Source organism: Aquibacillus sediminis, from assembly GCF_005870085.1.
Taxonomy (GTDB): domain Bacteria; phylum Bacillota; class Bacilli; order Bacillales; family Amphibacillaceae; genus Aquibacillus_E; species Aquibacillus_E sediminis.
Genome location: NZ_SZNM01000004.1, coordinates 1 through 25,510 on the forward strand (window position 1 = coordinate 1; position 25,510 = coordinate 25,510).

A 25,510-nucleotide genomic window follows, 5' to 3' on the forward strand; every position below is an offset into this window, starting at 1 on the left:
ATGGTTTACTATAACAATTATCGATATCAATGGAACTTAAAAAAGATGACCCCTATCCAATATAGGAATCATCTTCAAGTAGCTTAATCTCTTTTTTCATAGTGTCCTTGACACGGGTGCCAGTTTAAACCATGCAACAAGGAATTCCCCCTTATTTTTTTGGATTTTTAATCGGCCCAAAGTTAAACAGTTTCCCTTCATAGATTAATTGTAATCGTTCATTTTGACGGAAATCATCAGGTGTGACCATCACGGAAAGTTTATCCCATAATTGAATGCCTGAGCGACGCAAGATTTCAGCAACAAATTGCGAACAAAAGTAAGCATTACTAAACTCAATAGGTTCTTTGAATGATACACCAATGACACCTAGTATATTGTATAAAAATTTAGTATCATTTTTTATGAAAATATCTAAAATTCGTTTCATTTTTTGTTTTTCTCGGTTTGTCACTTGAAGTTTATAGATGACACAAGTTGTTTCTTTGTATCTACTATATGTTCCTGTGAAAATATCTTCTTTAACAAATCCACCATGTAATGGATTTTTTGGGTTTTTTCGTCCAAAGCTGTACATTTCCTTAAGTTCAGGATCAAATGAAATGGAGGCATGATTATATGGTGCTTTCGTATATTTCTTAATAATGCTTGTAAACATCGTGCCTGTGTCAGATAGCATTATGTAGACATAGTGAGGTTGGCTCATTAATAACATTCCTTTTTTACTCGTTTTGTCTCATCTTTTTATTATATATGATAGGCTGTAAGTTGTGTGCAGTTTTTTCGTGAAGTGGGTGAGTATATGGTTCAAACATTATCGACATTAGCAATTATATTTTTCGCTTTATTAGGTGCGACAGTCGTATTTTATTTAACTCAAAAAAATCAAACGAACAAAGATTTCTCTACTATTCAAATGCGGGTGAAAACATGGTGGGGAATGTTTGTTGTTTTCTGTTTCGCTACGTTATTTAATCCGATGATTTCACTATTATCTATCATGGTGCTCAGTTTTTTCGCTTTAAGAGAATATTTCTCGATGATGAAAACTAGGAAATCGGATCGACGGTTGTTCCTTTGGTCTTACTTGATGATTCCATTGCAGTTTTACTGGATACTAATTGGCTGGTATGGGATGTTTATTGTATTTATACCGATTTATGTGTTTTTATTTCTCCCTTTACCACGTATTATTGGAAAAGGAACAATAGGATTTCTTCGTTCGGTGAGTTTTACGCAGTGGGGATTAATGTTAATGGTGTTCGGGCTTAGTCATTTAGCCTATTACCAAATTGCTACGCCGACATATGGTCCGAACCTAGTGTTGTTTCTCATTGTTTTGACACAATTAAATGATGTATACCACTATTTGATTTCACTGTACATAGGCAAAAGGAAAATCATTCCATCAGCAAATCCGTATATGACGTGGGAAGGATTCGTTATAGCATTGCTATTGACGATGGTGTCATCTTTTCTGTTATATCCTTTTCTTACGCCATTTGATCTAATATTTGGGATCTTATCAGGTGTCATCATAAGTGTTGCGGGATTTGTGGGAGGCTTAACTATTTCGGTTCTAAAACGTGATTTATTAATTGCCGATGTGGAAAAGCGGGAGTTGCTTAAAGGGCGTTATTTAAGTCGGATTGATAGTTTAACCTATACGTCACCGATTTTTTTTCACATTATCAGGTACTTTTTTGATTTTATGTAAAGGAAAGGGGGACATTGGATCGTCCCCTTGAACATTTTGTTACCGTTGTTATAGAAAATAATGGATAAGGTTTTGGTTCTGGCCTCTTGCAAATACATCGACTCGATTTGGTCCCCAAGAAACCGCCGCAGGTGCTGAGGTCAGTGTTCCACCTAGATTTTCCCAGTCTTGCCAGCGCGAACCATTCCATGTTCGTTTATACAATCGATTGTTTGTTCCTCTAACAAATACATCCAACTGATTGGACCGGCGCGAAGAAACGGCAGGAGCGCTTGTTAAGGTACCGCCAAGGCTTTCCCAATCACTCCAAGTCCGGCCATTCCACCATTTATGAATTAAATCTCGGTTTTGCCCCCTTGCAAAAACATCAATCCGATTCGGTCCCCAAGAGACTGCTGCAGGCTCTGAGTTTAGAGACCCCCCAAGATTTTCCCAATCGCTCCAGCTCGATCCGTTCCACGTTTTTTTATATAGACGATTATTCGTTCCGCGTACAAAAACATCAAGGTGATTAGTTCGGCGGCTCGATACAGCTGGACCACTCGTTAGCGTGCCACCAAGGTTTTCCCAATCACTCCAACGGGATCCATCCCACCACTTATGATATAAATTTTGGTCGGTTCCTCTTCCAAACACATCAATTCGATTCGGTCCCCAAGAAACAGCAGCAGGTGGAGAAGTTAACGTTCCGCCTAGGTTTTCCCAATCACTCCAGCGACGACCATCCCACCATTTATGGTATAGGCTTTGGTTCGTCCCGCGCGCGAAAACGTCAAGACGATTTCGTTGCCAAGAAGCAACAGCTGGAGCTGATGTTAAGGTGCCACCTAAGTTTTCCCAGCGACCTTGATCAGGTTGAGTGTCTCCATCTCGGATGATCGATAATACAATTTGAATCACTCGTGTTAAAACGCGATTTGCAGTGCTTTGGTCAATATTGAACTGTCTAAAGATAAGATTTAACCATGGAACTTGTTGCTGGAACTGATTATAAATTTGGTTTGCTGTGAGATTGCTAGTTGCTTGCCTCATGGTAAAGTCAATTAGAATATAGAAAATATAGTCGACAAGTTGTTGATTCATTCCAGCTTGTTGTAACTGTGTATATAGGTTACTATGTTGCGTGCGAATCGTTTGGAAGATTTGCTGTACATTTGGTTGCTGACGCAGATCTACATAGGCTTGGGTATAATAGTTGTTTATCGGAACATAGTGTGGATAATAGGTTTGAGGAACATAATAAAAATAATGATACATATACATACCTCCTGCTTTTTCATTAGCCTATGCAAAAAGGGGAGGTATAGGAACGATGGACTTGCCCAGAAGTGTTTGGTTATTTCGTACAGAGCGATCTTCGTGTAAACTGTAAATGAGCAAATAATGTTTGTATATTATTACGATATGAAGGCGTGGGGGCATATGGATCTATTTTTTTACATACTACCGTTATTATTAATAGGATTACTTTTTTTCTTGTTTAATTGGTTAATGGGATATCGTAAAGGGCATATTGTCCTCGATCTTGATGATCGCTATTTTGATCATCGTGCCTATATGCTAGCGATTCAGGAAAAGTTGGAAAGGGATGGGCATACCGTCAGTTATGAAGGGTATAGTCGGTTTATTATTGATGGCAAAAGATATTTGATGCTAGAAAGAAATATAAGTATGGGTGGTGTACCGATGCAGCGTACGATTCTTAAACCAATCGAATAGTGTACATTATTGTTCTTCACACTTCACTAGAACACTTATTATATGCCTAAGTAAAGTATGATGCATGGTTTACTGGTGAGACTAAGTAAAAAAAAAGGAAAAAAGGTGTTTCTAGTGTTTGCGCTTACGGTGTTAGTTATAGATGTTTTGCTTGCATGGAAATGGGGAGATTGGACGAATTGGAAGAAGTATGAATCCTCAATTTTATATTTAATTTCTTGTGATTTAGCTTATAATTTTCTAACTTATCATAGGCCATTATGGGAACATAGCCCAACACTGCTTGTGCAAAACCACACGATAATGAACTTTGTAGTGATGTTGGTTGCCTACCCAAGTGTGTTGCTTGTCTATTTGGGAAGGTATCCATCAAAGGTGCAAGATCAAATGGTTTGGGTCTGTTTTTGGGCTATCTTCTGGACGCTATTCGAGTGGATCAGTATACAATTAGGAGAGTTTAAACATTTTGCTAGTTGGAATATTGTACATAGTTTATTATTTAATTTTGCGCTTTTCACAATGGTACGCCTCCATTACAAAAAATCATTATTAGCGTACTATTTATCTATCATCATTGCCATTAGTTTATTAATACTCTTTCAAATCCCGGTTACTTCAATGAAATAACGAATGGTCATCGCCATTGATTGGAGGAAATGAATGTGAATTTTATACGTATAATAACAGGTGTAGCAACGATTGGAATTGTGTTTTATCACTTCTTTATTGATCAATTTTATTTTCCAGAAATGATATTTTCTGCGTTATTAACCATCCTATTTTTGTTTGGGGCATTAGACTATATGAAAGACAAAAAGAGAGTGCTAGGATCTATCTATATAGTTGCAGCACTGATTTCTTGTTCTGTTGTTGTAAAAGAACTTTTTACTAACTTTTCTTAACGGTATGTTCATCGTAACAGTGCAAGTTACTCAATTATATTTGGGGGGGATACCTATGGTTTTTTCTTTTAAAAAAATTGACCATGTGCAATTAGCAGCACCAAAGGATTCTGAAAATACTGCGAGAAAGTTTTATTCTGATATTTTAGGTTTTAAGGAAGTTGAAAAACCTGATGTGTTAAGGAGACGAGGAGGGGTATGGTTTACATTTGGGTCTAACCAATTACACATTGGTATTGAAGATCCATTTACACCAGCAAAAAAAGCCCATCCCGCCTTTGAGGTAGAAAATTTGGAGGCATTAAAGCAGCATTTAACAACTAATGAAGTGGAGTTTATTGTCGATCATAATCTCCCAGGTGCGAATAGAATCTATGTCTATGATCCATTTGGAAATAGAATCGAACTGTTAGAGTGGGAGGAATAGGTTAGATAAGAATGCTCTCAAAAATTTTTGGCGCCTAACTTTTAGATAGAAAGGTTTGGCGCTTTATTTTATCCTAGCGCAACCATCAGGATAGTTATCGTAACTGGTACACCCTATAATTTTTCAATGTCTCCATACCAGTATTATTTTAGAAAGAATAATATTAGTTTGAAAAATGATAACAATTTATTGTGAAACGATAAAAATACTGGTAAACTGATCTTGAAAATGAAGCACAGGTAAAAGTATTTTTTCTACAACTATTTTGTTTCAATTTTTCCGGACATACGGACAACGTGATTTACTGTTAAATTTTATTGGTGGGGGAAATAGTGAATGAATTATTTCTTGAAGTTACAAGTGGTTAGTATGTTATACGGTTTTATGGCATTTCTTCCCTTAGAACTTATGATAAATGTGTACAGAATTAGCAGACTCACAAACTGGGAAATTGGGACGGTTAATATTCTGACTGGCGCAATAGTCATAATTGAATGTGTAGTTGGTACAGTACTACTCTTTTTCTTAAACAAAAACTGGCTAGATGGGAGAAAGGCTAACTTTTGGTCGGTCATTCTTTGGATACCTTATTTCGTAATTTTTGTTTATCTTTTCGCATCTTTATTTCCAATAACTTATCGAGGGGATGATCCTAATCCGGTTACAGGTCTTCTGGCAATGGGAGGATTGATTGTTTATCCGATTTATATCCTCATTATGAACCTTACAAGTATGAAACTTGATCATCAATCGACAACTACAAATGTCTAACAGGTCGTTACCAACGTCAAACAGGAGGCATGACTTCGGTGTGCTTGGTATGACAACAAGGGGATTTAGCAATTACTGGAAATCACACTTATCCCTATTGAGAAAACGAGGTGTTGCATCATGCGTGAAACGATCTTAATCGTTGTGCTAACGGTATTATTGGTGGGGTGTTCAAACACAAAGACTTTTACAGGTAATGTCTATAAAATACAAGATCAACTACTCACTGTTGACTGTTCTGATGAAGTGAATCATACACAGGATGATTGGGGATATGATTGCCCTGTACAACTAACTAGCGAAACATCCCTAGTAGACCATGATCAACAACCAATAACTGTGCAAGATTTAGAAAAAACGAAAGGCTATGTCAAAGTAGAAGTGACGTTGGTTTCACCGACAAACTTAATGGAAAATTCAGATGACATCATTGCTAAGCAAGTAAAAGTTATCAATGAGTAAACCTAATCGAATTGGCAGCGATTTCTAACATGATGATGAAGAAGCAAACGAGAAAATATGCTGGTCAATTAAATGACACATTTTCAAACTAGTATTTAGTTGCTTTTTGGTAAAAAAATAGATTAAGATAGGAGCGGGAGGGAAGTCAATTATGAGAAATTTTGTATTTGATAATAAAACAAAGATTATTTTCGGTAAGGACCAAGAACAAGTAGTAGGAAAAGAAGTTGCTCCTTATGGGAAAAAGCTACTTCTACATTATGGTGGTGGAAGTATTAAGGAAACGGGCTTATACGATAAGGTAATCGAATCATTGAAAGCCCAAGGAATTGAAGTGTTTGAATTAGGAGGAGTAAAACCGAATCCAAGAGTTAGTCTTGTTCGTGAAGGTGTAAGCCTTTGCAAGGAACATGATATTGATTTTATTTTATCTGTTGGTGGCGGTAGTGTCATTGATTCAGCGAAAGCAATAGCTGCTGGCGTCAAATATGATGGTGATGTATGGGACTTTTACACAGGCAAAGCTTCGATTTCAGAAAGCTTACCGACTGGCGTTGTGTTAACGATCCCTGCAGCTGGAAGTGAATCAAGTGCAGGTACAGTCATTACCAATGAAGATGGGTTGTATAAGCGAGCTACTGGACACATCTCCTTAAGGCCACAATTTGCTATTTTAAATCCAGAGCTTACCTATACATTACCTGCCTATCAAACAGCAGCTGGTGTAACAGATATGATGTCACATATATTTGAAAGATATTTTACAAACGAACAAAATGTTGAGTTGACCGATCGGCTGTCCGAGGCTACCTTACGAACAATTATTCATAATGCACCGGTTGTGTTAGAAGAGCCCAGCAACTATGATGCGCGAGCAGAGATCATGTGGGCGGGTACACTTGCACATAATGACTTACTTGATACAGGAAGACTCGGGGATTGGGGAAGTCATGATATTGAGCATGAGTTGAGCGGTATTTATGATATCACACATGGTGCCGGATTAGCGATCATTTTCCCAGCATGGATGAAGTACGTTTACCAGCAAGATGTGAACCGGTTTGCACAGTTTGCTAATCGTGTATGGGGTGTAGAAATTGACTTAAATAATTTGGAGAAGACAGCCCTAGCTGGAATTGAGAAATTAGAGCAATTTTTCCAGTCAATCGGTATGCCAACAACTCTACGTGAAGCAAACATTGATGACAAACACTTCGAAGAAATGGCGAAAAAAGCGACGGAAAATGGTCCACTAGGTAACTTTGTTAAACTACATGCTGAAGATGTTCATCAAATTTATAAATTAGCACAGTAACTAGTTTTAACAGACATATAAGGATCCTTATCGTAACAGGTAGCCCCCTAACATGATTTGGAAGGGGGCTTTTTCATATAGTATAGCGAATCCTAAAGTTAAATGCCTGCACAGCTTTGTTCAGTTATGCTAAGTTAACCCGTTTGCCAAAGGGCACTTGTGGTTTGAATTTGTCTGGAATTAACCAAAACACATCATAATCAATGGTTAACTCTTCCCAAAAATAACCAGTAACATCTGTGATATAAAAGAGCTTGTCAATGTTGTTTTCTTCGGCCCATTCTAAGGTCTCAGTATAGGAAGCTTTACCGTGTGTTTTAAAGGTAAGATCGTCGGCATGTTCCGTGTCAGTTACCTCACGAATTTTATAATCGGCAACCAACATTGGTGTTTTTTGCTTGACTTGATTAAATAACGTGATAATGTTTTTAATGGTGTCGATTGGGTATTCATCTGTAGACGTATCAACAGCCACTGCAATATTTTCATCTTTTGCTTTCGTAATAATACTCAACAGTTGTTTTTGCCATGTCATTCCATTCAGCTCCCCATGATAAAGTTACGTTCCTAGTATTTTGAAAAAGCTGTGGAATTAGTCATTTAAATTGTTGGTCTATAGTGGGATTTTTTGAATAAAAATAAAAATGGAGGTGTTTGTGATTCATCAAGAGAAACAACATCATACGTTACATAATCCAACTGGAAAACAGCGGATCGGATTGGCGTTTTTGCTGGCGATGTTAAGTATGTTGGGACCTTTTAATATTGATATGTACTTACCGAGTTTTCCTGAAATTGCAAATGACTTTGGTGCTCGCGCATCGCTTGTTCAACTTAGTTTAACTGCATGTTTGATTGGGCTTGCAGTCGGTCAAATGGTGGTTGGTTCGATTAGTGATGCCAAAGGTAGGAAGAAACCATTAGTCATTTCGATTAGTTTATTTGCGCTAGCTTCTTTGCTTTGTGCACTAGCGCCAACGATTACGGTTCTTATTTTTGCGCGCTTCTTGCAAGGATTTACGGCCTCTGCAGGTATTGTGTTATCGCGAGCCGTTGTTCGTGATGTGTTTACAGGAAAAGCATTAACGAAATTTTTTGCGTTGTTAATGGTGATCAATGCAACGGCACCAATTATTGCACCAGTTTCTGGTGGAGCCGTTTTACTGTTGCCATTTGCAAACTGGCAGACGATCTTTATTTTCTTATTTTTATTAGGGATTGCGATTGTACTTACAATTATTTTCAAATTAAAAGAAACCTTACCAGAAGAGAAAAGACAGCCAAGTTCGATTGGCAATTCGTTACGAACAATGGTCTCGCTTGTGGTAGATCGTTCCTTTATTGGCTACGCACTTGTCGTTGGATTTGTACAAGGTGGTACATTTGCTTATGTTGCTGGTACGCCATTCGTTTATCAAGAGATTTACAATGTTTCGCCACAAGTATTTAGTATTTTGTTTGGAATTAATGGTCTGGGAATTATTTTAGGGAGCTTTCTTGTTGGACGGTTGAGTGGCATGATAAATGAGCGAACATTGCTTCGTACAGGTGTAATCGTGTCTTTAACCGCTAATAGCTTATTGTTGACCATGACCATAATCGAAGGGCCACTTGCCATGATTGTGCTGCCGATTTTTATCCATTTATTTACAATAGGAATTATTCTAACAAGTACATTCACATTGGCAATGAAACATCAAGCACATCGCGCCGGAAGTGCAAGTGCCTTCTTGGGCATGCTACCGTTAGTAGTTGGTTCCATTCTTGCACCATTAGTGGGGCTCAATGAATCATCAGCTATACCGATGGGTGCAGCGTTATTTACTACTTCTCTTATTGGCTCGATTGCGTTTTTTACTTTAACGAAGAAAAAAGCGTCACCTCATCATGAAAGTAAAGTTGTAGTAGAAAGTTAATCCATGAAAAGTATCGTACGATTCACATAGGTGAAGGTCAATAAAATTTATTTTGAAGAGTATTTCCACGGTTTCCTGTCAATAATAGTGATGAAAAAAGATAGGGAGGAATTCGTGATGCCAATCCAAAATGAACATGAAATTCAACAACTTGTTGAAGTATCGCAACGTTTAGAAGAAGCTGCTCGCCATGCACAAAACAATGCGGACCTCGAGCAAGCGCAAATCCTTCAACAAGAATTACAAGATGTGCAACATAAAATCCAAGATGCTCGTGGAAAAGCAATTAATGGTAGTGGCACATCAACAGAGCCGCTATTCGAAGCACAATTACGTGTTGAAGAAACACAGCACCAAATCCAAAGAGTCGTCAATAATTTAGAAGCAGGAAATGATAATGTGCAACCATAGCTTCTCTAAAAACGTCTTATTCCGGTTAATGAATGGAATAAGACGTTTTTTTGTAACTTTTTTCCTTTTGTATCGTCTGATTAGTTGAACAGATGAAACAGGGGAGTGAAGAAAAGTGAAAAAAATCAAGCAAGTTACAATGGCTGGATTACTTACTGTTGGCTGTTTCAGTATCCCTACGATCAGTATAGGAACTGAAAAGGTAGAAGTAGATAATGAGCAGCAAGTCAGCCAAGAAGAAGAGGAAGCGTCAAACTATGTACATATGACAGGTGAAATCACAGAGGTAAAAAAAGATGGATCGTTTTCGCCGTCGATTGTGGTAGAAGGTTTGGAAGAGGAAACAGAAACATACTTCAATATTGGTGGTGACTTTTTACTGCTTGATAGTGAGGGGGACCAATCATTAATGAAAGAAGATTTACAAATAGGACAACAAGTTGATGTTTTTTATGATCGACACAAGCCAATTCCAATGATTTACCCAGCAGTTATTCCACCAGAAATGATTGTCGTACACGATGAAGCAAAGCAAACACAAGTAAAGGTTGCGCCATTTGATCAAGATTTGTTAAGTTTGGATGGCGAATTACAATTACACGTTGAGGAATCAACAATCCTTGAGAATCCACAACAAGAACAGCTAGAAAAAGCGGACTTGCAAGAAAAGGAATTAATGGTGTTTTATGATAGGTCAACGAGAAGCATACCAGCTCAAACAACTCCGAACAAAGTGATTGCATTAGATCCTGTTGATGATGTAACAGAGACTGAACAACTTCAAATAGACCCAGAAGTGAATCAACTTGAAACGGAAAATGTAAAAATGGATGTTCGCATCCCAGTGATCAATATGCTAGATGGCACGCAAACTTGGAAACAAATAAATGAGACAATCCAAGATGATGTCACAGAACGGCGAAGTCAATTCTTAGAACAAGCGCAAGACGCATGGCGTACTGCAACGGAAACAGATTGGGATCCGCCACAAATGGAACTTAATACCGATTATCAAGTTACAAAAAACGAACAGATCGTATCGGTTGCGCTTGAAACGTTCTCCTTTACTGGTGGGGCTGGAAGTATGTCCTATACGGATTATTATAATATACATATACCATCCGCATCGATATTAACATTAGAGGATCTATTCAAACAAGAAGTTGACTATGAGCAAGTAGTAAACGAAAACATTCAGAAACAAGCGGAAGAACAAAGCAATAGCTATTTTGATACGGAGTCAATCAAAATTTCAGACGATCAGTCTTTCTATATCGAACATGGCAACTTAGTACTTGCGTTTGGAAAATATGAGATTGACGCAGGGGCTGCAGGTGAACCAACATTCTCGATACCATTAAAACAATTAGAAGATTTGTTGAGTGAAGATATGGTTGATGAAATTTGGGAGGACTCGTGGGAACGAGAAACGAAACAACTAAGTACGGATCAAGGATATACACAAATCGCTTACCCACAAGTTAATGACATGGAGGATCAAGAACTAGAACAGACCATCAATAGAGCGATTGAGCAACACGTAACAGAATTTACAACGAAAGATGCTTATTCACACCTGGATATGGATTATCAACTCTCCCAAGTTGATGACAACTATTTTAGTATTGTTTGGAAGGGCAATACACATACAGAAGAACAAGGAGAGGTTTTCGAACAACAAAGTTTAACAATTAATCAAGATACAGGTGAATCGGTGACGGTAGTTGATCTAACCGATAATCAAGATTTGCTATCTTTGTTAAACGAACAAGTAGAACAGCGAGAATTAGCCCCATTGCCAAAGGATGAGATCGCAATGTATTTTGATGAGGATGACGCTGTTTTCTATTATCACGAACAGGCTCAAGCATCGGAGCAATTGATTGAAGTTCGTTTGCCAAAAGATAATGTACGATCAATCATCGATATGTAAGAACAGGATGATGCTCGTACAATAAATTGTGTCAGTGAGGGCGAGGGCACAGACACGAGTTGCCCATGACAAGTCTGCGTTTGATTTACCCTGCCTAAACAAGTTCATCATTTCTGGAAGAACTGACAGATCAATTAGGATTACTTATTGAAAACAACATGAATAAACGCCTTATTCCTTGTAGGAGTGGAATAAGGCGTTTTTAATATGGAGGGACAAGTTAGCGAAATGGTAAGAAAACAGAAATTGTATGGTAGGAGATCGTCTAGGGCAAACTAGTTTTAGATAAGATCCCTTTTTAAATAAAAACGGCAAGATGATTAAATATATCGTGTCTTTTTTTAAACATTTCTGAATCGTTAGCAAATATGCTAGGATTAATGGTGGAGAAATGGTCCTTCAATTGGACTTATCTAGTAAAGATCAAAAAAGATTGGAAAAACTTGAAAAGATAGTTGACAAATTAAATAAATCTTATCCGAATGAATATGAAGCAGAAGAAATTACTCATTCTTTTGATGAATTAGTTGAGATGCAAAATGAATTTGCTCAACTCGCAGATTCATTAAATATAGAAAACTATGTATTAGACTTGGTCTCGTCAAAAAATAGTTTAAACCTAATTGTTGATACAATTTCTTCAGAAAACAAACAAATAATAAAGGAGACCTTCGGTAATAAATTATCGATTACCATAGATGAAAATATTGTACAAAAATATAAAGGAAAGGAGGAAGTTTATAAAGATAGAACAGAAGATTGGAATTCACAAGGTGCTGGAATTGGATTAAGGATAAATCAAAATGATGGATCTTACTATACTTGTTCTACTGCTGGTGTAGCTCAAAAAGATACAAAATTATGGGTAATAACAGCAGGACACTGTAATAATCACGGAAACACATTTCATCAATGGAACAAACAGCTAGGAACTACACATTTAGATGCCACGGAAAGTGATTATGACTTCTTATTAATAGATGTCAGTGGTTCACCAATATCTCGGTATGCTTCCAATGGATTGTATTCTAATACTGGAGATACTTCAACAGGTTACGATAGTATATTAGAAGGTTCTTTTGTACAAAAAGAAGGTCTAAGAGTTTGTAAAGTTGGTATTACCACAAACCGAACATGTGGGGAGGTTACTGTTGCTAGAAGACAAGCAGGTTTATTTAACACTGGGATTGTCACTTCGGTCGTAAGTGGAGACGGATCTATTTTATCTGGGGGTGGAGATAGTGGAGGAGCCTGGCATACACAAAGTCTGCCTTTCCGACTTGTTGGAATCCATCAAGGTGGTTCAAAAGATATTTATGTAGGTAAAACTTCGAGTGGTGATCCTATTTACCATTCAAGTGAATCATATTTTACCCCATGGGTGGAGGTAAGAGATAAGTATGGTTTAAGCTTATATACGAGTGATACAAAAAATCCAATGTAACAAAATATGTAATAATTAGAGGGTACCAAACGTCACTTCCTTTCTTGGTTGTTGGGTGTTGAGGTATCCTCAATAATCTATAGAATTTAGAGGTGGTATTTTATTGCTTATACAGCCCTCTAATATAGGATTTAATAACCAATTTTTTATATAAAGCCTTGACAATACGATTAATGGAGAGGGGAGTTAACAATGAAAAAAAGTAGTTTAGTCCTATCATTACTTCTACTAGCATTCGTTTTATTTGGTTGTAGCGAAGATAAAAATAATACGGACATAGGAAAAGTAACTATTAATACCGAAGTTGGCGAATATGTTGGAATAATTGATAATAATATTTTTAGATTTGAAGTAAAAGTAAATGGAGAAATTATTAAATTACAAACCACTTCTGAGGAATGGGGAAAAATTAAAGAATTAGATAGAGGGGAAAAAGTGAAAATTACATTTGGTGATCCACCAGATATTAATGGATACTATCTTCTTGAAAAGATTGAAATTCAACGTTAGGAAATTAATTACACTTTGTAATGTATCATACACGATAATCTATGCATTAACTTTATTATTAAAAAGTTCCATACACTTTAATCAATATGGTAAGCGTGAATCTAATGCTTACCATATTGTTCGACTTATGAAAAAGATGGATGTTCTTGCATTTTTACATAAATAATTTTCAGTAATTGTAACAAATTGTCATTGTAGTTCAATAAAAGTAATATTCATTAGTTGAAAAGTTCGGCATGGAGAATATAGGCGAAATGTCGATGGAAATTGTGATATATCACATCCAGAAAGATTCATTTGTACATACTTTTTTGTCGCATTCATTACTAAAAAGATGAATGTACATACTTTTTTGTCATTTTTGTACAAATATTTATGTCCTCGGACAATATGGGGGGACCGTGGGGGACGGTCTTTGTTATACAAACGAAAAAAAGATAGAAGTTGGTAAAAGGATATTAGTTATAACTCGTTCGGTTTTTAAATAGGAAATTTAGGGTATATATCAACGTCATTTGTTTCATGCTAGTCAAAAAAACCGAAAAAACGCAGAGGCAAATCCTCTGCGTTTTTTTCGGTTTACTAAAGTCTTTATATCACTAACTCATTGCGTTGTTCGTTGCTCTTCACCAGAATGGAATAATTACTTAAATCTTTAGCAAGGCAGGCAACACACAATCTACTAATTTAAAACAACATTTTAATTATTGATACGAATGTTCTTTTCTGTATTGAACAGGTGGAACATGATAATACTTTTTAAATATTTTAGTAAAGTAATTGATATCATAAAATCCGACATATTCGCCAACCTCTTGGATCGGTTGTTGACTAAATTGAAGAAGTTCAGCGGCTTTAATAGCGCGTAGTCGATTGATATAGTTTGGAATCGATTCATGTACTTCTTTATTAAATAATCGTGATAAGTGTGAGGTGCTAACATTCGCATATTCCGCTAATTGCTCAAGTGTAAGTTCATCACTCAAATGGATTTGTATGTAGTTTATGACTTTACGAATAATGGGGGCGTAGTCTTTTAAACTATATTGCTGAACGAGGCGACAATAGTCATCTACCATTTTAAATTCTAATTCCTCTATGGCTTGCACACTTGTTGAAGATTCAATCCGTGTTGCGAAGTGGGAAGAAATTTTGTCAATATAGTATGGATGTACACTCGCTTGTTCCACAGATAATCGCAACAAGGTATTGAATACGAATGCTAGATTCTTTTTATTCCGAATCGGACTTTTGTTGCGCTTAATGACTTTGAGTTGTTCTCTTAGTAATTGAAAGTGTTGTTTTGCTTTGACCACGTTACCATACTGTACTTCTAGTAATAATCTATTATTTAAATCATATCGTTGTTCCAAAAGAGGTATAAGTGACTCGATCTCATCTTGTTGTCGGTCATCTTTGGGTATATCCATTATATTTTCTAAATGATAGTAAACAACGGGATAATCTGTTTCAGTCTTCGCTACTTTACGAATAATTGTTTGCGCAAAAAAGATTAAATCGGTTGTCTGACAGATTGGGATTGTTTCTAAGTACGTATAAATTGGCAAGGAATGAGAGGGCAGGGACTGACTGTCTTGTACCGTCTCTTGGCTGACTCGCTGCACTTTGTACGGACCAAGTACAACCAACTGGTCCTGATCACAGGAAAAAGTAACATAGTTCATTGACAAAGAATCTTTATAATGGCCAACCGATAAATTAGGTGGAAGAGTAGTGATTCTTTCTGCCATCTTGTCTTTTTGTTGCGTCGTTAGAAAAGGAGGTAATTGTTGTTTGTAATGGGATTGAAAACTGCTTTGATTCCACTCGATACAAGCTACTTGAACAGAAAATAGTCCATTTACTAGTTCTTTTGTTAACTCGATTAGATCTTGATTTTGCATAATTTCTCCTCCATTGTTGTAACTGTCTACTATTATATACTATCAGAATGTTTAAGTAACCAGAATTTCCAACTGTTTTACAAAATGTGGTATTGTTAAGGGAGTATATGTTGAACAAGGAGCGTTTGTATGGACAGTGTTATATTTGATTTAGATGGAACGTTATGGGATTCAAGACAAGCGGTAGCAGATGCGTGGAACCATGTCCTCAAGCAAAAACAAATCAATAAACAAATTTCAGTGGATGATTTACAAAAAACAATGGGGTTGCCATTTGATGAAGTAGCAATGAAACTGTTACCTAATATAGACCAACAGAAGCGGGAACAAATTCTAGAGAAATGCGGTGAATTGGAAAATGGTTATTTAAGGAAACAAGGTGGTAAGCTCTACCCACAAGTAGAGAAGGTGCTTGAGACCTTGTCGGAAAAATATAAGCTCTTTATCGTAAGTAATTGTCAGGACGGGTATATTGAGGCGTTCTTTGCTTATCATCAACTTGGGAGCTACTTCATCGATTACGAGCATCCAGGTAGAACAGGGCTTTCAAAAGGAGAGAATATTCAACTCGTGATCGACCGAAATCAATTAACCAATCCTATCTATGTTGGGGACACGGATGGTGATCAAAAAGCAGCAACATTTGCCGGAATTCCATTTGTTTATGCAAAATATGGATTTGGGGAAGTAAAACAGTATGACTACGTGATTGATCAATTTAATGCGTTACCCGAAATCATTTGAAATGGGACATGGGGACAGGGCACTTGTCCCAGTGAAGTGTGGGACAACAAACCTGTCCCCATGTCCCAGAAAAACGCCTTATCCATTTGATGGATAAGGCGTTTTTTGATATAGATGGCTATTCTTGTGATCCATCATAACTAATGAGGTTTGTGAAGGTGCGGTATCCACCTGGAACAAGCCCTTGTATTTGACGATACCAAACAAGGTTCGAATAAATGTACGAGCCTTCACCATAATCTGTTACTAGAATACCAGATTCAAACGTATCCCCATCAAGGTCTGTCATAGTTAAGAGTGTTTCGTATTGGTTATCCCACTCCATTGGGTAATAAAGGCCACGATCTTGAATCCAACCCGACCAGTCATTTTCTGTTATTTCATTTGGTTGATTGAACAATGGATGTTCAGGTTGTAAGATTTCGTAGTCAGAATCTTCATCGGTAACCCGCCATTCGATCGATGGTTCACCTAATGTTAGTGGGTATGGAGCCGTTGTTTCAGAATCCCAATTGTCCCAAGGTTTATGATATTGTACAACAACGTTCCCACCATTTTCAGCAAATTCTAATAGTCGATCATTATGCTCTAGTAAATCTTCTCTTGATAAATAGGCACGAATACCGACGACAACTGTATCGTAATTAGAAAGGTCTGCACTACCAAAGTCTTCAATCTTTGTGACATCCATTCCTACTTCTGTAAGACTGTCGGCAACGGTATCAAACCCCGATTCGACATAGCCAACTCGTAGGTCGTCATCAAATTGAAGATCAAAGGCGGATACGTCAATACTTGCATCTGTTAAATAATAAAAGGTACCGATATGGTCATAGGAAATCACTTGAATACTAGTAGATAATTGTTTTTCATCTACAGTAGCGACTGGTGTAATGTTTAAGGAACTGTTATGATCGATGCCTTCAGGTGGGGTGAGGTTAAATGTAACAGTTGTCTCTCCATCTTCCGTGCCTAAGCTCACTGTTTTACTGTCTACATTTTCCCACCCGTCAGGAACTTGTAGACCAATATCAGTAGTTAAATTATCGTTGGTATTATTCGTCACTTCAACATCGATTTCAATCTCTTCTTGGTCTTTAGCAGTATTAATTGCTAGTGACCCTGGATTCGCCTTTAAACCGACTTCAGGAAGGACAGCGGTCGTTTCTTCAGTTGTATCAACAAACGTGATGGATTCGTTATCAACCTGGTAGGTGACTTGTGCGGAAATGGTATCTTCTGCATATGGATCGTAAAAGTCAGCAGCATCAGCTACACCGACATCAAACTCCACGGAAGTTGTTGCACCTGAATCCAACGTATCTACGTTAGTAGCATTTGAAACGTCCCAATCTCTTGGAGCATTTAAATCTACTGAGACATCAGTTAAGTCGGTTTGGCCATGATTTTCTAATTCTACTGTTACGGATGTCTGATCCCCTTGTGTTAACGTCGGTTTAGCTACTGTCGTTGTCACATCCAATTGTGAGGCAACCTGGCTTACCTCCGTTAATTGCTCTTCTTTTATATCCAATCGATGAAGTAAATCATTTTTATCAACTTCATCAAATGTAAAGGATTCTACTCTTTCCTTTGTTTTTCGTACTTGTTTTAGCGCCTGATGCGCCTCTTCTAGAACAGTATCAGAATCTGGATATGCTTTAATGACCTGATTAAGTTGTTTCTGGAGATTTTGCAAGTGTCCTTTTATTTTATTATCGGATTTGGAAAGATCTGCTGCATATTGATAAAAGTCATAGTGTAACCCTTGAAAGATCGATTGTTCATCTGTTTGATCCCCAACAACAGATTCCGCTAGTTGCAGGTATTGCATTTGGGAGCCTGGTTCGATATCATTTCCCATCCCTTGACTTTTGTGAAGGTAGCGGGATTCTTCACCAAGTTGTGGATAGGTCATGTCATAAACGGGATCATAATCACCGATTTCAAAACCGATCGTTGCCTCTTCTTCGTCAACCGGTAGATAGATCTTTTTGATTTGCCATGGATCAAGACCAATTTCTGAGTGTTGAGGGAATACATCTGGATCTGCAGCATCCTCGAAAGCTTTGAGACTAAGCTGAGTAATGGCGCGGTGGTGTCCGTGCTGACTTTCTACATCAAGAAAAGCTGGCATGACGATATCAGGCTTAAATTGGCGAATAAGTCTGATGAAACGTTCATAGGTAACGTCTTCACCCCAAATATTTAGTGTATCATCAGGTGATTTAGAAAAACCAAAGTCATAAATTGGATCACTAGTGGTTTCACTTAAATGAAAAGCTTCCACACCTGTGACTTCTGAAGCCTCAATCATTTCACGTGACCGAATAATGCCTAGTGCATTTCCTAATTCCTCTCCAATCTCATTTTGGCCACCTTCGCCACGATTGGCAATTAAACTAGCAGTATGCACACCTAATCCTCTTGATAAGTAGGCTAATAGGTGACTACGCTCATCATCAGGATGTGCCCCAGTATTAAGAAAACTTGTTATGGTACTTAAAGGTTTCACAGCACTCCAAAGTTCTTCATTATGTCCGTTTTCTTCCTTACTTTCTTGGCCAAACGTAACAGAAGGGAGGAGCAATGGAAGGATCAACATTGCAACCATAAAGATTTTTAAACGTTTTGTCACTATGGAAAATCTCCTTTCAAAGTTGTTAAACATCAGAAGCTAGGAGTAACTTATACTGTTGGGTTCTTTCATGAATCACCTCCTAAAAGAAACATTTTACTGATGACTATTTATTTCATACCCGTCAACGTAATCCCTTTAATAATATGACGCTGTAATAGAATGAAAACAAGAATTAACGGGATGACGGAAATGGTTGCCCCTGTCATAATTAAATGCCATTTGGATTCGGCTTCACCAGAGGAAAAGAAGGATAGACCAACAGGTAGTGTTCTTAGACCCGATGATTCTATCACGATTAATGGCCATAGAAATGCATTCCAGTTACTTAAAAACGTGAAGATCCCTAAAGCAGAAATGGCAGGCCATACTTGTGGAATGGCTACTTTAAAGAAAATAGCAAATTCATTCATTCCATCAATTCGAGCCGCGTTTATTAGGTCATCAGGAATTTTTTCCATAAATTGACGCATTAAAAACACACCAAAACCAGTCATCAATCCTGGAAATAAAATGCCCCAATACGTATCTGTCCAACCGAAGTCAGAACTCATCATGTACCAAGGGATAATAAGCATTTCAGTTGGAACCATTAATGTACTTAAAATCATGATAAATAGCACAGTACGACCAACAAAGGAAAACTTGGCAATAATGTAACCAACAAGCGTATCAAAAAATAACACACTAATCGTCGTAATAATAGCGATGATAATACTGTTTAAAAACCATCTTAAAAACAAGCTTTCTTCAAATATATGTTTGTAATTTTCTAAGGTTGGTGACTCAGGTATAATATTTAAATTAAAAATATCCATTGGTGCTTTTAATGAAGTAGAGAGCATCCAAACAAATGGAAATACCATGACGACGGCACCAATGATCAATAGTAAGTATGGCCATAATTTTGATCGTTTCAACCACTGTCCCCCCTTTTTACTAATAATCGAATTTCTTTGTTAGCACTTTCATTTGGAAGAGTGTTAATCCCAAGATAAATAAAAATAAAATGACGGTTGCAGCGGAAGCTAATCCCATATCAAATTGTCGGAAGGCTAATTGATAAATATAGACAACAATTGATAGGGTTGAATTTAATGGGCCACCAGATCCATCGACACTCATATTTACGACTTGAGTAAATGAAATCTGAATAAAATTGATCGTACCAATCACAGCAGAGAAGACAATGGTTGGATTGAGCAATGGTACCGTAACACGCCAAAACTTTTGCCATGGGGTAGCCCCATCAATATCGGCAGCCTCATATAACATTTCAGGGATATTTTCAAGACCTGCCAAAAATAACACCATTTGAAAGCCAATCGATTGCCAAATCATCGCCGCAATAATGACGTAAATCGCTTGATCAGGTGAATTTAAGAATGGCTGTGGTGGAATTCCGATTTTTACGAATAAATCATTGATAATCCCATTTCCCATTAAAATCCATTGAAACACCCAACTGATCGCCACAATACTAGTCACATAAGGGATAAAATAAATCACACGAAATAGACCAACAAACCGATTAATTTTATGCAATAATAAAGCAACAATAATCCCAAACATTAATTGACCAGTTACCCCTAAGGCGATATATAGAATCGTATTAAAAATGGAGCGGATAAAAACTTCATCTTGAAATAGGGCAACATAATTATCCATCCCTACGAATGGTGCTGCATCACTTGAAAGCAAATTCCAGTCTCTAAATCCAACATTAAAGGTGAACAATGTTGGTAAAATTCGAATGCCAAGATAAAATAGAATGGGTAGCAATAAACAGGTGTAAACAAATATATATTTTTGCCGTTTTTGACTTCCTTTAAGTTTTGTCATCAAGGATGGTTTGTTTGTTGTAGTAGATTGATTCGTTTCTGTCTGATTGGATGGGTTATGATGGGTTTTCATCGTGCACCTCCTTGTCGAAAGTGGGATCAAAGGGAATCCCCTTGATCCCATGCAACTGAGTTACTTACTACTCCAGTATTCGTCATATAGTTCTTGTGTCGATTCTACTAACTCGTTAAAGGCTTCTTCTGGGTCAGCGCCTTCTTGTAGTACACGGTTAGCTGCATCAATTACTAGATCACGTTCTCTCGTTTCATCAACGAAGAAGTGTGCATTCGCAAATGGCAATGATTCGATAAACGGACCGTAAATGTCGTCATCAACAAATTTGTCTTGCATCGCTACCGCTTCTTTTGCAGGTAATTCACCAGTAGCGTCTAACCATCTCTCCATAACATCCTCGGACGTCAAGAAGTTAAGAAACTCTGTAGCCGCTTCAAGTTTTTCTCCTTCCACACGTGACGTAATACCATTTGTCCAGAACGATGCATTTGTGGATTGATCATCTTTTCCTGGGAGTGGTGCAATCGCATAATTTAAGTCAGGGGCATCGGATTGTAATGTACCAACACGGAATGACCCATCCACATTCATGGCAGCTTTTTCCGTTACAAAGGCAGTAACGTCATCCGTGTAGAAACCTTGTTCAGATGTTTCCAATTCAGTTGGGAAACTTAACCAATACTTAAATGCTTCTAACCCTGCAGGATCATCTCCCCAAACAACATCTTTACGGTCATCGCCTAGTACTTGACCACCAGCTTGAAGTGTCAACCCATCACGAAGCCAGTGATGCCCTTGTTGTGCAGGTTCCCAAGCCATTCCAGATTGTTCTAGGCGACCATTGTTCGACTTCGTTAATTCAACCGCGTAATCTTGTAATTCATCCCATGTCTCTGGTGGAGAATTTGGATCAAGTCCAGCTTCTTCAAATAGGTCTTTATTGTAGAATAGAGCAAGTGTACGAACGGCTGTTGGAATTGTCCAATATTCCCCATCCATTTTCGTTGCTTCCACTAATGGGAAAAATTCGTCTTCTATTTGATCATGTGGAAACGCATCTTGTGGTAATGGTTGTAGATAGCCAGCATCTACATACGTTGGTACCCAACCATAGAATAAATTAATGACGTCTGGACCTCGACCAGCGGGTACTTGTGCAGCAACTTGTTCATTGTATTGATCATATGGAAAATTCGTTTGTTCCACCTTAATTCCAGGGTTTTCTGCTTCAAATTCTTCAATTAACTCATCCATTAAATCTACCTTTGAATCAAACGAATATTGCCAATACTCTAAAGTGATTTGATCCTCATCATCATTGGATTGTTCTGTATTCTCTGTGTCTTCTCCAACATCTGACGGATCTGTCTCACTTTCAGAATTGTCACTGTTACCACTACATGCTGCTAACAAAAATACTAGCAGCATTCCTCCTAGAAATGCGAGATACCATTTTCTGTTCATGAAAACTCCCCCTATAAAAATTATTTTAAAGGACAAAATGTCACTTTAAACCATGTTTAAACGATTAAAACGGATTTATGTTCCCTTAATACTAAGTAAGCGGCACCTAGTAAAGATACATGTTCGACATTGGTAATGGAGATTGTTGTTTGGATCGGTAGATGTTTTTGTATGGTAGTAGTGATGGAAGGTAAATATGGGTGCATCGATTTGGAAATTCCTCCGCCAAGTACAATGTGTGCTGGGTTTAGGATGGAAATTAGATTAATTAAGGCAAAAGAGAGGTGTGAGATCGTTTCGTTGACGACGTGTTTAGCGTTTGGATTCCCTTTATTAGCTAGTTGAAAGATTTCTTTGGCGGATAATGGCTCTTCATTAGGATTGATATCTGCCATTCGACTCGAAATGGAGGGACCACCGACATGGCTGTCTAAAAAACCATAACCATGAAAAGCTTGCGTATAGTTCTTTTTGGCAGTATCCATATTCGTAATCATATAGCCGATTTCACCGGCGGCATAGGCGAATCCTCGATAAAGATTCCCATTAATAATAAGTCCACAACCGATTCCGGTTCCTAGGGTGATCATGACAAAGTTCTGTTTCGTTTTACCAGTCCCTTTCCATTGTTCGCCAAGGGCCGCGACATTGACATCATTGTCGAGGTAAACAGGGCAGGGGAGTAACTGTTCTAGCTCTTCCTTGATCGGTTTGTTTCTCCAACCAAGGCTTGGGGCATCGATTACAATCCCCTTATGAAAATCGGTAATCCCTGGCACACCAACCCCTATACCGTAAATCTTCTTGAAATCCAGGTTGTTGTTCTCTAATAAGTTTTTGGTCGTTGTGGCGATCGAGTCGATAAGATGTGTGTGTGTTTGGGTAGCAAGTGTTGTTTGATCGATGATTGTACCAGCTAAGTTCATAATGCCGATTTCTGTTGTGGTCCCACCGATATCGATTCCAATTAAGTAATAAGCTTGCTCATTAAAATAAAGAAGAAATGGTTTCCTTCCACCAGATGGACTTGCTCTAGGACTCTCTTGTTCATGGATCCATTCTTGTTCGATTAGTTCATCAATGAGCGTTGAAACAGTCGGTTTGCTAATTGCTAATGACTTGGCGATATCTGAACGAGAGTGTCCGGGGTGATGTTGAATGTATGTTAATACTTTTTTCTTGTTGATGGATTTGATGGAAGTGGAATCTATTTGGAAATCGCGTCTGCTTGTAATAGTATTTCACTCCTTTATGAATTAGTATGAAAGCATGGTTAGTAAACTTAACTAACTTGATTTAATTTTAGAATACTATGGGAACTATCGGACGTCAACAATTAATTAGAATATTATGAATTTTCTTAAAAATAACTTTACAACAGTGAGTTTCATTCTATACAATGTTGGTAAGTAAAGCTAATTAACGAATTAGTTGATTATATGAATGCATTGGGGTGTTTATTAATGGATGGGTTTAAAAAGCAGTTTCAAGCTCAAGATGGTACCGCATTTCCCGGCAAAACCTATGTGGAGGAACTTTTAAAACCGGTATTCAATGACCAAAAAGAACACTTATTCGACGCAATGTTCAACATTCATAAAGCACATTCGACCATGTTAATGGAGCAAAGAATTATTACGGAAAACGAATATAAAAAAATAACGGAAGGGATTAGCCATGTAGAAAAGATGGACCAAAGCAAGATCCATTATTCCCCTGAATATGAGGACCTTTTTTTCTTGGTCGAATCTAAAATAAGTGAGCGAATAGGGGAAGAGCTAGCAGGAAAAATGCACATCGCCAAAAGTAGAAATGATATGGGGGAGGCGATGTACCGAATAGTAATTAGAGACTATATATCACAGGCGATTCTTGAAGCAGAACGATTAAATGAAGTAATTCTCACGCAAGCGGAAAACCATTTACATTCTGTTATGCCAGCACATACCCATACACAACCAGCACAGCCGACTACATTTGGACATTATTTAGTAGCGGTCCATGATAATCTTGCGCGTGATATGGAGAGATTAAAACAGGCATATCGAACGGTCAATCAATCACCAATGGGAGCTGCAGCCATCACGACAACTGGGTTTCCAATCAATCGGGAGCGAATGGTTGAATTACTCGGATTTGATGGACTGATTGAAAATTCTTATGATGCCATTGCTACTGGTGATTATCTGATTGAGGCTGCACAAGCCTTGGTGAGTACAATGACTAATATCGGTCGTTGGTTGCAGGAACTGTTACGAATGGCTTCTAAAGAAGTAGGGTTAATCAAAGTCTCGGATGCCTATGTACAAATTAGCAGTATCATGCCGCAAAAAAGAAATCCTGTTTCAATTGAACATTCCCGTGCGATTGCGAGTAGCGCTGCAGCTGAAGGGATGGCGGTCGTTCACATGATTCATAACACCCCTTATGGAGATATAAATGATACCGAAGATGACTTACAACCACATCTTTATTCTGGCTACCGGAAAGCAATTCGAGTGTTGCGATTAATGCATGCCGTGATTCTAACAATGGATTTTAATCGTGAGCGTGCATTCAAGCAAGCGAGGGAACATATGATTACGATTACGGAATTAGCGGATGTACTCGCCCGTGACTATAATATTTCTTTTAGAAAGGCACATAAGAAAGCGAGTGTCATAGCTAAAAAGGCAGATAGCGCACAGAAACAATTGTATGAATTGCCGCTCACAACTGTCAATCAATGGTTGGGAGACGTTGAACTAAAAAGCGAAGACTGGCAAGCCATTATCGACCCTGCCGTTTTTATAGAAAGAAGAAAAGTAACAGGCGGAACCAACCCACAAACAGTAAAAACCATGATCGAAAAAAGGAAATGGGACACGGGGACAGGGCACTTGTCCCCGTGAGTGCGGGACAACAAACCTGTCCCCATGTCCCATCTATAGATAGAAAAGGGCAGGTCTTTACGACTTGTCCTTTTTCAATGTGCGAGATAATTCGTATTTCTAACGAACAAGAACAGCGATTTCTTGATCGCGCTGATGTCGTTCCTCATCTGTTACTAAATCATATTTTTTCAGTAAATGAAAGAAGGTGTTTAACACTTCTTGTGATGGTTTGGTTCCTAGAAACTCTTTTCCTTCTTGATATAAATTTTGTGGAAGAAAGGCTTGTTGATCATTTAATTTTTGCCTCACATCTTCTAACGAATGATCGATATTACATTTCCCCATAGTATCCCTCCTTAACAGTATCTTAAGTCGACTATATAGTGTTTGCGCTCTTTGATCAAGTGGGACATGGGGACAGGGCACTTGTCCCAGTGAGGGCCGGGACAACAAACCTGTCCCCATGTCCCAGTTCGACAGGAAAACTATGTGAAGATATAGAA

Annotated in this window: 26 protein-coding genes; 16 read left to right on the forward strand and 10 right to left on the reverse strand. The window is 37.9% G+C overall.

Annotated features, from left to right (window positions below; genetic code table 11):
- Positions 1-87 (forward strand): IS3 family transposase (locus FCI53_RS05235; protein WP_138417204.1); only part of this gene is annotated, 87 nt, incomplete at its 5' end.
- A 64-nt stretch (positions 88-151) separates the two neighbouring features.
- Here FCI53_RS05235 and FCI53_RS05240 read toward each other — a convergent pair.
- Positions 152-706, reverse strand: coding sequence for a hypothetical protein (locus tag FCI53_RS05240; RefSeq protein WP_138416563.1), 555 nt, complete (start codon positions 704-706; stop codon positions 152-154).
- A gap of 96 nt (positions 707-802) precedes the next feature.
- Here FCI53_RS05240 and FCI53_RS05245 point away from each other — a divergent pair, with 96 nt between their 5' ends.
- Positions 803-1,717, forward strand: a complete 915-nt coding sequence (locus tag FCI53_RS05245; protein ID WP_138416565.1) for a phosphatidate cytidylyltransferase — start codon at positions 803-805, stop codon at positions 1,715-1,717.
- Positions 1,718-1,765: 48 nt separating this feature from the next.
- Here the strand turns inward: FCI53_RS05245 and FCI53_RS05250 are convergent, their stop codons facing one another.
- Positions 1,766-2,974 (reverse strand): PLL family lectin, encoded by a 1,209-nt coding sequence (locus FCI53_RS05250; protein WP_246050019.1) that lies wholly within the window; start codon positions 2,972-2,974, stop codon positions 1,766-1,768.
- 165 nt (positions 2,975-3,139) lie between these two features.
- On the opposite strand from FCI53_RS05250, the gene FCI53_RS05255 reads away from it, so the two are divergent.
- The 7 genes from FCI53_RS05255 (at position 3,140) to FCI53_RS05285 (ending at position 7,313) form a co-directional block, all read left to right on the forward strand.
- Positions 3,140-3,436 carry a hypothetical protein gene (locus FCI53_RS05255; protein WP_138416569.1) on the forward strand — a complete coding sequence of 99 codons (297 nt, stop codon included), beginning with the start codon at positions 3,140-3,142 and terminating at the stop codon, positions 3,434-3,436.
- Between the two features lie 105 nt (positions 3,437-3,541).
- Positions 3,542-4,063, forward strand: coding sequence for a CBO0543 family protein (locus tag FCI53_RS05260; protein ID WP_138416571.1), 522 nt, complete (start codon positions 3,542-3,544; stop codon positions 4,061-4,063).
- A 35-nt stretch (positions 4,064-4,098) separates the two neighbouring features.
- The gene (locus FCI53_RS05265) at positions 4,099-4,338 is read left to right on the forward strand and encodes a hypothetical protein (RefSeq protein ID WP_138416573.1); all 240 of its coding nucleotides are present in this window, start codon (positions 4,099-4,101) and stop codon (positions 4,336-4,338) included.
- A 55-nt stretch (positions 4,339-4,393) separates the two neighbouring features.
- Positions 4,394-4,765 carry a VOC family protein gene (locus FCI53_RS05270; protein ID WP_138416575.1) on the forward strand — a complete coding sequence of 124 codons (372 nt, stop codon included), beginning with the start codon at positions 4,394-4,396 and terminating at the stop codon, positions 4,763-4,765.
- Between the two features lie 336 nt (positions 4,766-5,101).
- Positions 5,102-5,536: a hypothetical protein gene (locus tag FCI53_RS05275; RefSeq protein ID WP_138416577.1), complete on the forward strand. Its 435-nt coding sequence runs from the start codon at positions 5,102-5,104 to the stop codon at positions 5,534-5,536.
- A 120-nt stretch (positions 5,537-5,656) separates the two neighbouring features.
- A complete protein-coding gene (locus tag FCI53_RS05280; protein WP_138416579.1) occupies positions 5,657-5,998 on the forward strand; it encodes a hypothetical protein in 342 nt (113 codons plus the stop codon).
- A gap of 151 nt (positions 5,999-6,149) precedes the next feature.
- Complete coding sequence (locus tag FCI53_RS05285) at positions 6,150-7,313, forward strand: iron-containing alcohol dehydrogenase (RefSeq protein WP_138416581.1); 1,164 nt, start codon at positions 6,150-6,152, stop codon at positions 7,311-7,313.
- Between the two features lie 124 nt (positions 7,314-7,437).
- On the opposite strand, the gene FCI53_RS05290 is transcribed toward FCI53_RS05285, so the two are convergent.
- The gene (locus FCI53_RS05290; RefSeq protein WP_138416583.1) at positions 7,438-7,848 is read right to left on the reverse strand and encodes a VWA-like domain-containing protein; all 411 of its coding nucleotides are present in this window, start codon (positions 7,846-7,848) and stop codon (positions 7,438-7,440) included.
- A gap of 109 nt (positions 7,849-7,957) precedes the next feature.
- Between FCI53_RS05290 and FCI53_RS05295 the strand changes: the two genes are divergently transcribed.
- From FCI53_RS05295 to FCI53_RS05315, 5 genes are all read left to right on the forward strand, one after another.
- Positions 7,958-9,229: a Bcr/CflA family efflux MFS transporter gene (locus tag FCI53_RS05295; protein WP_138416585.1), complete on the forward strand. Its 1,272-nt coding sequence runs from the start codon at positions 7,958-7,960 to the stop codon at positions 9,227-9,229.
- A gap of 117 nt (positions 9,230-9,346) precedes the next feature.
- Positions 9,347-9,640 carry a hypothetical protein gene (locus FCI53_RS05300; protein ID WP_138416588.1) on the forward strand — a complete coding sequence of 98 codons (294 nt, stop codon included), beginning with the start codon at positions 9,347-9,349 and terminating at the stop codon, positions 9,638-9,640.
- A gap of 115 nt (positions 9,641-9,755) precedes the next feature.
- Positions 9,756-11,573, forward strand: a complete 1,818-nt coding sequence (locus tag FCI53_RS05305) for a DUF3298 and DUF4163 domain-containing protein (protein WP_138416590.1) — start codon at positions 9,756-9,758, stop codon at positions 11,571-11,573.
- 391 nt (positions 11,574-11,964) lie between these two features.
- Entirely contained in the window at positions 11,965-13,017 is a 1,053-nt protein-coding gene (locus FCI53_RS05310) for a S1 family peptidase (protein ID WP_138416592.1), read from the forward strand.
- A gap of 192 nt (positions 13,018-13,209) precedes the next feature.
- A complete protein-coding gene (locus FCI53_RS05315; RefSeq protein ID WP_138416594.1) occupies positions 13,210-13,527 on the forward strand; it encodes a hypothetical protein in 318 nt (105 codons plus the stop codon).
- Positions 13,528-14,231: 704 nt separating this feature from the next.
- Here the strand turns inward: FCI53_RS05315 and FCI53_RS05320 are convergent.
- On the reverse strand, positions 14,232-15,431 hold the full coding sequence (locus FCI53_RS05320) for an AraC family transcriptional regulator (RefSeq protein WP_138416596.1): 1,200 nt from the start codon (positions 15,429-15,431) through the stop codon (positions 14,232-14,234).
- 129 nt (positions 15,432-15,560) lie between these two features.
- Between FCI53_RS05320 and FCI53_RS05325 the strand changes: the two genes are divergently transcribed.
- Complete coding sequence (locus tag FCI53_RS05325) at positions 15,561-16,175, forward strand: HAD family hydrolase (protein WP_138416598.1); 615 nt, start codon at positions 15,561-15,563, stop codon at positions 16,173-16,175.
- A gap of 118 nt (positions 16,176-16,293) precedes the next feature.
- Here the strand turns inward: FCI53_RS05325 and FCI53_RS05330 are convergent, their stop codons facing one another.
- The 5 genes from FCI53_RS05330 to FCI53_RS05350 all read right to left on the reverse strand — a co-directional run bounded on the left by FCI53_RS05330 (position 16,294) and on the right by FCI53_RS05350 (position 23,369).
- Positions 16,294-18,813: a PIG-L family deacetylase gene (locus FCI53_RS05330; protein ID WP_246050020.1), complete on the reverse strand. Its 2,520-nt coding sequence runs from the start codon at positions 18,811-18,813 to the stop codon at positions 16,294-16,296.
- Between the two features lie 110 nt (positions 18,814-18,923).
- Positions 18,924-19,733 (reverse strand): carbohydrate ABC transporter permease, encoded by an 810-nt coding sequence (locus tag FCI53_RS05335; protein ID WP_246050021.1) that lies wholly within the window; start codon positions 19,731-19,733, stop codon positions 18,924-18,926.
- 19 nt (positions 19,734-19,752) lie between these two features.
- Positions 19,753-20,727: a carbohydrate ABC transporter permease gene (locus tag FCI53_RS05340; RefSeq protein WP_246050022.1), complete on the reverse strand. Its 975-nt coding sequence runs from the start codon at positions 20,725-20,727 to the stop codon at positions 19,753-19,755.
- A 60-nt stretch (positions 20,728-20,787) separates the two neighbouring features.
- Positions 20,788-22,134: a sugar ABC transporter substrate-binding protein gene (locus tag FCI53_RS05345; protein ID WP_246050023.1), complete on the reverse strand. Its 1,347-nt coding sequence runs from the start codon at positions 22,132-22,134 to the stop codon at positions 20,788-20,790.
- 56 nt (positions 22,135-22,190) lie between these two features.
- Positions 22,191-23,369: an ROK family transcriptional regulator gene (locus FCI53_RS05350; protein ID WP_342774178.1), complete on the reverse strand. Its 1,179-nt coding sequence runs from the start codon at positions 23,367-23,369 to the stop codon at positions 22,191-22,193.
- Positions 23,370-23,597: 228 nt separating this feature from the next.
- Here FCI53_RS05350 and argH point away from each other — a divergent pair, with 228 nt between their 5' ends.
- Complete coding sequence (argH, locus tag FCI53_RS05360) at positions 23,598-25,025, forward strand: argininosuccinate lyase (RefSeq protein WP_138416604.1); 1,428 nt, start codon at positions 23,598-23,600, stop codon at positions 25,023-25,025.
- A gap of 99 nt (positions 25,026-25,124) precedes the next feature.
- Here argH and FCI53_RS05365 read toward each other — a convergent pair whose 3' ends face one another.
- Positions 25,125-25,352 (reverse strand): group-specific protein, encoded by a 228-nt coding sequence (locus tag FCI53_RS05365; RefSeq protein WP_138416606.1) that lies wholly within the window; start codon positions 25,350-25,352, stop codon positions 25,125-25,127.
- Positions 25,353-25,510: the final 158 nt, after the last annotated feature.

Coding starts and splice junctions, on each gene's coding strand:
- FCI53_RS05245 (WP_138416565.1), top strand. CDS start 803: ATGGTTCAAACATTATCGACATTAGCAATTATATTTTTCGCTTTATTA.
- FCI53_RS05250 (WP_246050019.1), bottom strand. CDS start 2,974: ATGTATCATTATTTTTATTATGTTCCTCAAACCTATTATCCACACTAT.
- FCI53_RS05270 (WP_138416575.1), top strand. CDS start 4,394: ATGGTTTTTTCTTTTAAAAAAATTGACCATGTGCAATTAGCAGCACCA.
- FCI53_RS05345 (WP_246050023.1), bottom strand. CDS start 22,134: ATGAACAGAAAATGGTATCTCGCATTTCTAGGAGGAATGCTGCTAGTA.
- argH (WP_138416604.1), top strand. CDS start 23,598: ATGGATGGGTTTAAAAAGCAGTTTCAAGCTCAAGATGGTACCGCATTT.
- FCI53_RS05365 (WP_138416606.1), bottom strand. CDS start 25,352: ATGGGGAAATGTAATATCGATCATTCGTTAGAAGATGTGAGGCAAAAA.
- FCI53_RS05295 (WP_138416585.1), top strand. CDS start 7,958: ATGGAGGTGTTTGTGATTCATCAAGAGAAACAACATCATACGTTACAT.
- FCI53_RS05310 (WP_138416592.1), top strand. CDS start 11,965: ATGGTCCTTCAATTGGACTTATCTAGTAAAGATCAAAAAAGATTGGAA.
- FCI53_RS05315 (WP_138416594.1), top strand. CDS start 13,210: ATGAAAAAAAGTAGTTTAGTCCTATCATTACTTCTACTAGCATTCGTT.
- FCI53_RS05290 (WP_138416583.1), bottom strand. CDS start 7,848: ATGACATGGCAAAAACAACTGTTGAGTATTATTACGAAAGCAAAAGAT.
- FCI53_RS05300 (WP_138416588.1), top strand. CDS start 9,347: ATGCCAATCCAAAATGAACATGAAATTCAACAACTTGTTGAAGTATCG.
- FCI53_RS05320 (WP_138416596.1), bottom strand. CDS start 15,431: ATGCAAAATCAAGATCTAATCGAGTTAACAAAAGAACTAGTAAATGGA.
- FCI53_RS05240 (WP_138416563.1), bottom strand. CDS start 706: ATGAGCCAACCTCACTATGTCTACATAATGCTATCTGACACAGGCACG.
- FCI53_RS05285 (WP_138416581.1), top strand. CDS start 6,150: ATGAGAAATTTTGTATTTGATAATAAAACAAAGATTATTTTCGGTAAG.
- FCI53_RS05325 (WP_138416598.1), top strand. CDS start 15,561: ATGGACAGTGTTATATTTGATTTAGATGGAACGTTATGGGATTCAAGA.
- FCI53_RS05340 (WP_246050022.1), bottom strand. CDS start 20,727: ATGAAAACCCATCATAACCCATCCAATCAGACAGAAACGAATCAATCT.
- FCI53_RS05255 (WP_138416569.1), top strand. CDS start 3,140: ATGGATCTATTTTTTTACATACTACCGTTATTATTAATAGGATTACTT.
- FCI53_RS05275 (WP_138416577.1), top strand. CDS start 5,102: ATGAATTATTTCTTGAAGTTACAAGTGGTTAGTATGTTATACGGTTTT.
- FCI53_RS05280 (WP_138416579.1), top strand. CDS start 5,657: ATGCGTGAAACGATCTTAATCGTTGTGCTAACGGTATTATTGGTGGGG.